At 72.0% G+C, this 10875-nt stretch carries 3 protein-coding genes; all 3 read right to left on the bottom strand.

The window, feature by feature from the left end:
• Positions 1–1725, bottom strand: a 1725-nt coding sequence (locus ACIPSC_RS38825; RefSeq protein WP_400835076.1) for a type I polyketide synthase, incomplete at its 3' end; no start/stop codon positions are given.
• Positions 1726–1763: 38 nt separating this feature from the next.
• The gene (locus ACIPSC_RS38820; protein ID WP_400835073.1) at positions 1764–8261 is read right to left on the bottom strand and encodes an SDR family NAD(P)-dependent oxidoreductase; all 6498 of its coding nucleotides are present in this window, start codon (positions 8259–8261) and stop codon (positions 1764–1766) included.
• Between the two features lie 56 nt (positions 8262–8317).
• Positions 8318–10875, bottom strand: a 2558-nt coding sequence (locus ACIPSC_RS38815; protein WP_400835070.1) for an SDR family NAD(P)-dependent oxidoreductase, incomplete at its 5' end; no start/stop codon positions are given.

The raw sequence follows: 10875 nt of genomic DNA, 5'->3' as shown, positions 1-10875 counted from the left end.
AGCAGCGTCGAACCCAGGGAACGCCCCCGCCAACTCCACACCCATCCGAGCCCGCTGCGAACCCTGGCCGGTGAACAGCACCGCGGTGCGACCCGCCACCACACGGCCCTCGACCACCCGAGCCACCGACTCACCAGAAGCCAACGCGGCCAGACCGGCAAGGAGTTCATCACGGTCCGCCGCGACGACCACGCCGCGGGAGTCGAGCTGTGCCCGCGACACCACCGACGAGAAACCCACATCGGCGAGCGACAGTCCCGGCTCGGCGGTCAGGTGCGCCCGCAGCCGCTCGGCCTGCTCCCGCAGCGCCGCACCGGACTTGGCCGACACGACCACCGGCACGACCGGAAGTTCCGCACCCCGGACCGGCGCCTCCGCCGTCGGAGCCTCCTCCAGAATGACGTGCGCGTTCGTCCCACTGATCCCGAACGACGACACACCCACACGCCGCGGACGCCCCTCCGAAGCGGGCCAGTCCCGTGCCTCGGTCAGCAGCTCCACCGCGCCCGAGGCCCAGTCCACGTGCGGCGACGGCTCGTCCACGTGCAGCGTCCGCGGCAGAACCCCGTGCCGCATCGCCATCACCATCTTGATCACACCGCCCACGCCGGCGGCGGCAGAGGTGTGTCCGATGTTCGACTTGACCGAGCCCAGCCACAGCGGATCGCCCGACCGGTCCTGGCCGTAGGTCGCCAGCAGCGCCTGGGCCTCGATCGGATCACCCAGCCGCGTACCCGTCCCGTGACCCTCGACCGCGTCGATCTCGGAGGGCCGAAGACCGGCGTTGGCCAGGGCCGCCCGGATGACCCGCTCCTGCGAGGGACCGTTCGGGGCGGTCAGACCGTTGCTCGCACCGTCCTGGTTGATTGCGCTTCCCCGCAGCACCGCCAGCACGTTGTGACCCTTGCGGCGGGCGTCCGACAGGCGCTCCACCACCAGGAGACCCAGACCGTCCGAGAACCCGGTGCCGTCCGCCGCACCCGCGTACGCCTTGCAGAGCCCGTCCGGCGCGAGGCCGCGCTGGCGGCTGAACTCCACGAAGAGGAACGGGCCGGCGAGGACGGTGACGCCGCCGACGAGCGCCATCGAGCACTCGCCCGAGCGCAGCGACTGCGCCGCCATGTGCAGCGCCACCAGCGACGACGAGCACGCCGTGTCCACCGTGACCGCTGGGCCCTCCAGCCCGAGGCTGTAGGCGACGCGCCCGGAGACGATGCTGCCCTGCGTACCGGTCAGGCGGAACCCCTCCAGTTCGGGCAGCATCGAGCCGCCGTAGTCCGAGGTGACCGCGCCGCAGAAGACACCCGTCTCGCTGCCCCGCAGCGACGTCGGGTCGATGCCCGCGTCCTCGAACGCCTCCCAGGCCCCTTCGAGCACGAGGCGCTGGGCCGGGTCCATCGCCGTGGCCTCGCGCGGGCTGATGCCGAAGAAGTCCGCGTCGAAGTCACCGACGCCGTCGACGAAGCCGCCCGCGGTCGCGGTCAGCGTGCCGAGCTGGTCCGGGTCCGGGTTGTAGAGCCCTTCCAGGTCCCAGCCGCGGTCGGTGGGCAGGCCGGACATGCCGTCACGGCCGCTCGACACCAGCTCCCACAGCCCCTCGGGCGAGGTCACCCCGCCCGGGTAGCGGCAGCTCATGCCGACGATCGCCAGCGGCTCGATGTCGCCCTGTTCCAGCTCACGCACACGACGGTTCGCCGCGCGCAGTTCCAAAGTGGCCTTTCGCAGGTAGCTGCGAAGCTTCTGCTCGTCCGCGTTCCCCGTTGTCATGCCGCACCGAGCTCCTTGTCGATCAGGTCGAACATTTCGTCGTCGGACACCTCGTCGAACTCGTCGTCCGCCGTCGATCCCGCCTCGTCCATCTGGCTGTCGTGTCCGCTCAGGACGGCACGCATCCGGTTGCTCAGGTAGCGCAGCCGCGGCTCGATGCCGGCCAGTACGCGCTCGTCGCCGACTGCCGCGGTCAGCAGCTCTTCGAACCGGGTCAGTTCCTCGTCGAACGGCGACCGCACCTCCGCGGTGGTGCCGCCGCCCCCGGATTCCTTCAGGAGCAGCCGGGCGACCTCGGCCGGTGTCGGGTGGTCGAAGACCAGGGTGGCGGGCAGCCGCAGGCCGGTGATCCGGGTGAGCCGGTTGCGCAGCTCGACCGCGGCCAGCGAGTCGAAGCCGAGCTCCTTGAACGCCCGGTCCGGTGGCACCTCCGCCCCGGACGCGTTGCCGCGCACGGCCGCGACCTGCGCCTGGACCAGCTCCAGTACGAACTGTTCCGCGTCGGCCTCGGTGAGGCCGGCGAGCCGCTGGGTGAGCGACCCGCCCGTCGAAGCGGCCCGCCGGGTCGCCGTGCGAACCAGGCCCCGGAGCAGGGCGGGCAGCATCCCGTCCTGGGCCTGGACCCGCAGTGCCGCCAGATCAAGCCGCACGGGCACCAGCAGGGCCGATTCGGCGCCGAGGGAGTTGTCGAAGAGCTCCAGACCGAGCTCCTGGGAGAGCGCCCCGACACCGGTCCGCTCCATCCGGGCAAGGTCGGCCTCGTTCAGCTCGCCGGTCATGCCCGTGGCGTCGGCCCAGAGGCCCCAGGCGAGCGAGGTCGCGGGCAGGCCTTCGGCGCGACGCTTGGCGGCGAGGGCGTCGAGGGCCGCGTTGGCCGCCGCGTAGTTCGCCTGGCCCGGGTTGCCCATCTGCCCTGCGGCGGAGGAGAAGAGGACGAACGCCGCCAGGTCCGTGCCGGCGGTGAGCTCGTGCAGGTGCCATGCCGCGTCCACCTTCGGACGCATGACCCGCTCGACCTGCTCGGCGGTCATCGACTCGATCACGCCGTCGTCCAGCACACCGGCCGCATGTACGACCGCGGTGAGCTTCTCCACCGATGCGACGAGAGCGGTCAGTTGGTCGCGGTCGGCCACGTCGCAGGCTTCCACCCGCGCGGTCGCGCCGGCCGCCGCCAGCTCGGCCACCAGCTCGGCCACGCCCTCGGCCGCCGCACCGCGCCGGCTCACCAGCAGCAGATCGCGAACGCCGTGCCGCTCCACCAGGTGCTTCGCGAACAGCGCACCGAGACCGGACGTACCACCGGTGATCAGGGCCGTGCCGGTGGGGTCGAGCGTCTGCGGAACGGTGAGGACGACCTTGCCGATGTTGCGGCCCTCACGCAGGAACCGGAGCGCCTCGGCACCCCGACGCACATCCCACGCCCGAATCGGCGCACTCGTGGTCACGCCGCTCTCGAAGAGGGCGCTGATCTCGACCAGCATCTCCTGGATCCGGGCGGGACCCGCCTCCAAGAGGTCGTACGAGCGGTACCGGACGCCGGAGTGGGCCGTGCCGACGACCTCGGGGTCACGGATGTCGGTCTTGCCCATCTCGATGAACCGGCCGCCCCGGGGCAGCAGTTCGAGCGTGGTGTCGACGTACTCACCCGCGAGGGCATTGAGGACCACGTCGACGCCCGCACCACCGGTCGCCTCCAGGAACGCCTCCCGGAAGGCCAGATCCCGCGAGGAGGCGATCCGCCCGTCCGCAACACCCAGAGCCCGCACCGCATCCCACTTGTGCGGACTCGCCGTCGCGAACACCTCCGCACCCAGATGATGGGCCAACTGCACCGCAGCCATCCCCACACCACCCGCGGCGGCGTGCACCAGCACCCGCTCCCCCGCACGCAGACCCGCCAGATCGACCAGCCCGTAGTACGCGGTCAGGTACACCACCGGCACCGCCGCGGCCTGGGCAAAGGTCAGGCTGGACGGCATCCGCACGATGGTGCGACGGTCCGCGACGGCGACCGGGCCGAAGGCGTCGAGGATCAGGCCGAAGACGCGGTCGCCGGGCTTGAGGTCGGTCACCTCGGCACCGACCTCGACCACGACACCCGCAGCCTCACTGCCCAGCGGCGCATCGCCCGGATACATCCCCAGCGCGATCAGCACGTCACGGAAGTTCACACCCGCAGCCCGCACATCGACCCGCACCTCACCCGCACCCAACGGCCGACCACCGTCGGACGGCACCAGCGCCAGATCCTCCAGCGAACCCGCACGCCCCACCGCCAGCCGCCACGCACCACCCGCCGGCAACGACGCCGACACCCGTGCGAGTCGCGGCGCGAGCAGCCGGCCACCACGCACCGCGAACTGCGGCTCGTCACCAGCAGCGAACGAACCCCACTCCGGAACCCCGTCCGCCTCCGCGTCGACATCGATCAGCACGAACCGGCCCGGATGCTCCGACTGCGCACTACGCACCAGACCCCACACCGGAGCCAGCGCCACATCCGGCACCTCGTCACCCACACCCACGCCACGACGGGTCACCACCGCCAGCCGCGCCTCACCCAGCCCCTCCACGGCCAGCCAACGCTGCACCAGCCCCAGAACCCCCGCCGCAACCGCCCGCGCCGCGCCCGGACCCCCGTCCACAGGAGCCACAACCTCGGCGACGACCAGCTCCGGAACCTCCGCACCCCCGACCACGGCACGCTCCAACGCGTCCAGGTCGACGAACTCCTCACCCAGAACGGCCACCCGCACCGAGCCCACCGGCTCGACCGCAACCTCGGCCCAGTCCACCCGGAACAGCGCATCACCCACACCCTGCGCACGCTCAAGCTGCGACGCGTCCACCGGACGGAGCCCGAGGGAGTCGACGGCGACGACGGTGGCCCCGGTCTCGTCGACCACATCGATCCGCAGCGCGGTACCCCCGGCCGGGGAGATCCGTACGCGGGCGCGGGTCGTACGGGACTCCCCGAGCCGGACACCGGACCAGGAGAACGGGAGGTCCACCCCGGACCCGGCCGCCTTCGAGAGCATGCCTCCGTGCAGTGCGGCGTCGAAGAGAGCGGGGTGGCATCCCGAGCCGACGCCCACGGCGTCGTCCGGGAGCGCGATCTCGGTGTAGACGTCGTCGCCGACCCGCCATGCCGCCCGGACGCCCTGGAAAAGCGGCCCGTAGTCGAGGCCGATGTCGGCCAGCCGCGGGTAGAGCGTTTCGACGGGGACGGGTTCGGCGTTGGCGGGCGGCCACTGGAGCGGGAACGCCGCCACCGGCTCGGCGGTCCCGGTCAACCAGCCGCGACCGTGGCAGGTCGTCTCGACCTCGTCACCCTCACCCTCGCCGGCCTCCGGGCGGGAGTACACCCCGACCTCACGACGCCCGTCCTCACCGGCCGCACCGATCGTGACCTGGACCTGGAGCACCGCATCGTCCTCCAGGACCAACGGCGCCTCCAGCACCAGCTCACCCAGCACCCCGCAGCCCACCTGACGGCCGGCCGACAACGCCATCTCCACCAACGCAGCACCAGGCACCAACACCAACCCGAACACCATGTGGTCACGGGTCCACGGCTGGGACTCCTGGGACATCCGCCCCGCGAACACCCACTCGTCCCGATCCCCCACGCGCACCGCGGCACCCAACACCGGGTGGTCCACCCGCACCAGACCAGCCGCGGACACATCACCACCACCAGCACCCGGCATCAGCCAGAACCGCTCACGCTGGAACGCATACGTCGGCAGCTTGACCTGGGCCGCGGCCGTGTCCTTGAAGAACACGGACCAGTCCACCGCCACACCCACCGCAAACGCCTCGGCAAGCGACAACGCGAACCGGCGCAGACCACCCTCACCGCGCCGCAGCGACCCGACCACACCCACCCGCTCGGCCGCACCGTGCGCGGCCAGCGTGCCCTCAAGCGCCAGACCCAGCACCGGGTGCGGGGACATCTCGACGAAACAGCCCGTCCCCTGGTCCGTCAGGGCCCGCACCGCCGCCTCGAAACCGACCCGACCCCGCAGATTCCCGTACCAGTAACCGGCATCGAGGGACGCCGTGTCGACGAACCCGCCCACCGCCGTCGAGTAGAACGGCACACTCCCGGACACCGGCCGCAGCGAGGCCAGAACGTTGCCGAGTTCCTCCTCGATGGCCTCGACCTGCGCGGAGTGCGACGCGTAGTCCACCGCCACCCGGCGCGCACGAACCCCGTCCGCCTCACACTCGGCGACGATCTCGTCCAGCGCCCCGGGCTCACCCGCAACCACCACCGACGCCGGCCCGTTCACCGCCGCCACCGACACCCGACCGTCGAACGCAGCCACCAACTCCTCGGCCCGCTCCACCGCCACCGCCAGCGACACCATGCCACCACGACCCGCCAGACGCTCCCGCACCAGACGACTGCGCAGCGCCACCACCCGGGCACCGTCCTGAAGCGAGAGGCCACCCGCCACACACGCCGCCGCGATCTCGCCCTGGGAATGGCCCACCACCGCGGACGGCTCGACACCGAACGAACGCCACAGCCCGGCCAGCGACACCATCACCGCCCACAACACCGGCTGGACGACATCCACCAGCTCCAGCGACGGCGAACCCTCCGCCTCACGCAGCACATCCACCACACGCCAGTCCACGAACGCGGACAGAGCCTCGTCACACTCCGCGATCAAACCCGCGAACACCGGCGAAGAGTCCAGCAGTTCCACCGCCATGCCGGCCCACTGCGCACCCTGCCCCGGGAACACGAACACCGGCCGCCCCGCCACCACACGACCCTCGACCACCTGACCCACCGGATCACCAGCAGCCAACCCGGCCAGACCCGCAAGCAGTTCACCACGATCGGCTGCCACCACCACACCACGGGCATCCAGCTGCGCCCGCGACACCACCGACGAGAAGCCCACATCGGCGACCGACAGTCCCGGCTCGGCGATCAGGTGCGCCCGCAGCCGGTCCGCCTGCTCCCGCAGTGCCGCCTCGGACTTGGCCGACACGACCACCGGCACCACCGGCAGGTCCACGCCCTGGACCGGCAGTTCGGCCGCATCCGTTGCCTCGGCCGGCTCGGCCGCCGGGGCCTCCTCCAGAATGACGTGCGCGTTCGTGCCGCTCACACCGAACGACGACACACCCGCACGCCGCAGGCGCCCCTCCGACGCGGGCCACTCCCGCGCCTCGGTCAGCAGCTCCACCGCACCCGAGGCCCAATCCACGTGCGGCGACGGCTCGTCCACATGCAGCGTCCGCGGCAGAACCCCGTGCCGCATCGCCATCACCATCTTGATCACACCGCCGACACCCGCCGCAGCCTGCGTGTGTCCGATGTTCGACTTCAGCGAGCCCAGCCACAGCGGATCGCCCGACCGGTCCTGGCCGTAGGTCGCCAGCAGCGCCTGGGCCTCGATCGGGTCACCCAGCTTCGTGCCCGTCCCGTGCCCCTCGACCGCGTCGACATCCGCCGTGTCCAGCCCGGCGTTCGCCAGCGCCGCCCGGATCACCCGCTCCTGCGAAGGGCCGTTCGGCGCGGTCAGACCGTTGCTCGCACCGTCCTGGTTCACCGCACTCCCGCGCAGCACGGCCAGCACCTTGTGACCCTTGCGGCGCGCGTCCGAAAGCCGCTCCAGCACGACCAGGCCCACGCCCTCGGCCCATCCGGTCCCGTTGGCGGCGGCCGCGTACGCCCGGCAGCGCCCGTCCGGGGAGATACCGCGCTGGCGGCTGAACTCCACGAAGACGTTCGGCCGGGCAAGCACCGTCACCCCGCCGACCAGCGCCATCGAGCACTCGCCCAGCCGCAGGGCCTTGGCCGCGCTGTCCATCGCGACGAGCGAGGACGAGCAGGCGGTGTCGACCGTGACGGCCGGGCCCTCGAAGCCGAACGTGTAGGAGATGCGGCCGGAGGCGACGCTGCCGGCCGAGGAGATCGTCAGGTAGCCCTCGATCTGCTCCCGGCGGTCACTCGTGCCGGCGACGAACCCGTAGTCCTGGTACATCACTCCGCAGAACACACCGGTGTCGCTGCCGCGCAGCGTCGTCGGGTCGATGCCGGCGTCCTCGAACGCCTCCCACGCGGCCTCCAGCAGCAGCCGCTGCTGCGGGTCCATCGCCATCGCCTCGCGCGGGCTCAACCCGAAGAACTCGGCGTCGAAGTCGCCCGCCGCGTCGACGAATCCGCCCTCGCGGGTGTACGCGGTACCCGGGTTGTCCGGGTCCGGGTGGTAGAGGTTCTCCAGGTCCCAGCCGCGGTCGGCGGGGAACCGGGAGGTGCCGATCCGCCCGTCCGACACCATCGACCACAGCTCGTCCGGCGAGGTCACCCCGCCCGGGTAGCGGCAGCTCATTCCCACGATCGCCACCGGCTCGTTCGCCCGGTCCTCGTACTCGCGCAGCCGAGCCTTGGTCTCGTTGAGGTCGACGGCGACCCGCCTCAGCGACTCGACGAGTTTGGTCTGCTGGAGGGCATTGCTGTCACCACTCATGGCCACGTTCTCTCCGAGGTAGTTCTGAAAGTAGTCCGGTCTCGTCCGAGCACGCGTCACGCGTCGTGGAACTCGGCGTCGATCATCTGCAGGATCTCCATCGCGGAGGTGGCCGCCTCGATCTGGGCGAGGTCGTTGTCGGTCCGCTCGATGTCGGTGAGCGCGGTCAGCATGGTGCGCAGTCGCCCGGCCACACGCCGCTTCTCCCCGTCCTCCGCGATCCCGGCGAGGAGGTCTTCGAGCTTCTTCAGCTCCCGGTCGATCGGCGGTTCGGCGGCGGCGGGGGCCATCCTGGCCAGCACGAGCCGGGTGATCGCCACCGAGGTGGGGTGGTCGAAGACCAGGGTCGTCGGGAATCGCAGGCCGGTGACGCGGGTCAGCCGGTTGCGCAGCTCGACGGCGCTGAGCGAGTCGAAGCCGAGCTCCTGGAACGCGCGGGCCGGGTCGACGGCCCCGGGGGACGCATGGCCGAGGACCCCCGCGACCTGGGCCTGGACGACCTGGAGGACGACGCCCTCCCTTTCGGGCTCCGCCACGTCGGCCAGTCGCTGAGCGAGCGATTCGTCCGCTTCCGCACGGCGGGCCGACGAACGCACCAGCGCGCGCATCAGCGGGGGGAGCATGCCGGCTCGCGCCTGGGCCCGCAGCGCGCCCAGGTCGAGCCGGACGGGTGCCAGCAGGGCGGTGTCGAGGGCCAGGGCCTGGTCGAACAGCTTCGGGCCGAGGTCGGCGGGGATCGCGCCGACGCCGATGCGCTCCAGCCGTGCCACTTCGGCTTCGGCCAGTTCACCGGACATGCCGCCCGCGTCGGCCCAGAGACCCCAGGCCAGCGAGGTCGCGGCCAGGCCCTCGGCGCGACGCTTGGCGGCGAGCGCGTCGAGCGTTGCATTGGCCGCCGCGTAGTTCGCCTGACCGGGAGTACCGATCAGCGCCGCGACCGAGGAGAACAGGACGAACGCCGACAGGTCCATACCGCCGGTGAGCTCGTGCAGGTGCCACGCCGCGTCCACCTTCGGGCGCATGACCCGCTCGACCTGCTCGGCGGTCATCGACTCGATCACACCGTCGTCCAGCACACCGGCCGCATGCACGACCGCGGTGAGCTTCTCCACCGATGCGATGAGCGTGGCCAGTTGGTCGCGGTCGGCCACGTCGCAGGCCTCGACCCGCGCCGTCGCACCGGCCGCCGCCAGCTCCGCCACCAGCTCGGCCACACCCTCCGCCGCCGCACCACGCCGGCTCACCAGCAGCAGATCGCGAACGCCGTGCCGCTCCACCAGGTGCTTCGCGAACAGCGCACCCAGACCGGACGTACCACCGGTGACCAGCACCGTCCCGTCCAGCGCCGGCATCGCGCCGGGCACGGCCGACACCTGCACGAGCCGCGGCGCGAGCAGCCGGCCACCACGCACCGCGAGCTGCGGCTCGTCCGAGCCGAACACCTTCGCCCAGTCCACTGCACCGGACTCGTCCACGTCGACGAGCACGAACCGGCCCGGGTGCTCCGACTGCGCACTGCGCACCAGGCCCCACACCGGAGCCAGCGCCACGTCCGGCGTCTCCTCGCCGGCGTCCACGCCGTTGCGGGTCACCAGGACCAGCCGAGCCTCGCTCAGCCGCGCGCTCTCCACCCAACGCCGGACGAGCGCAAGGGTGTTCGTCGCCACGGCGGACGCCGCTCCGGCCATATCGACGGCACCGGCCGGGGACTCCACCGCGGCGAGCACGACCTCGGGAGTGGCCATGCCGTCGGCCAGGGCCTTCTCCAGCACGTCCAGGTCCTCGAACCGCTCGCCCGGCGCCACCAGGTCGCCGAGTACGGCCGTCCGGACCGTTGCCGCCGGTGCGGACGTGACCTGGGCCCAGTCGAGTTGGAACAGGGAGTTGCGGTGAGCGCGCTGTCTGGTGTCCAACTGGTCCTGCTGCACGGGGCGCAGGTCGAGGCGGGCCAGGTTCAGCACCGGTTCGCCGTGCGGGCCGGCGATGTCGACCCGGAAGGCAGACTCCCCCGCCGGGGCTATCCGTACCCGTGCCCGCGAGACACGGGTGGCCTGCCCGAGCCGCACACCCGACCAGGTGAACGGCAGGTCGAGCGGGGATCCCGCCTCCTTGTCGAGCAGCACTCCGTGGAGCGCCGCGTCGAAGAGGGCGGGGTGGATGCCGAAGCCTTCGCCACCGCCGTCACCCGGCAGTTCCACCTCGGCGTACGTCCGGTCGCCGTCGCGCCAGGCCGCCCGCACGCCCTGGAAGACCGGCCCGTAGTCGTAACCGATGTCGGCCAGACCCGCGTACAGCCCGTCGACGGGAAGCTGCTCGGCCTCCGCCGGCGGCCACTCGGCCGGCCACGCCTCCGAGGGCTCGGCGTCCGGGCCGAGCAGGCCACGGGCGTGGCAGACCGTCTCCCGCTCGTCGTCGCCGCCGTTCTCCGGGCGGGTGTAGATCGCCACCTCACGGCGCCCGTCCGCAGCGGCCGGACCGACCGTCACCTGGATCTGCAGCGCCGCATCGTCGGACAGCACCAGCGGTGCCTCCAGGACGAGTTCGTCGACGACGGGCGTGTCGGCCTGGCGGCCGGCGGCGAGGGCGAGCTCGACCAGCGCGGTCCCGGGCACGA

Origin of the sequence: Kitasatospora sp. NPDC090091 (genome assembly GCF_044747365.1) — a bacterium.
Classification (GTDB): domain Bacteria; phylum Actinomycetota; class Actinomycetes; order Streptomycetales; family Streptomycetaceae; genus Kitasatospora.
The sequence above is the reverse complement of the archived record's forward strand: the minus strand, read 5'-3'. Positions and strand labels throughout refer to the sequence as shown.

Coding starts and splice junctions, on each gene's coding strand:
- ACIPSC_RS38820 (WP_400835073.1), bottom strand. CDS start 8,261: ATGAGTGGTGACAGCAATGCCCTCCAGCAGACCAAACTCGTCGAGTCG.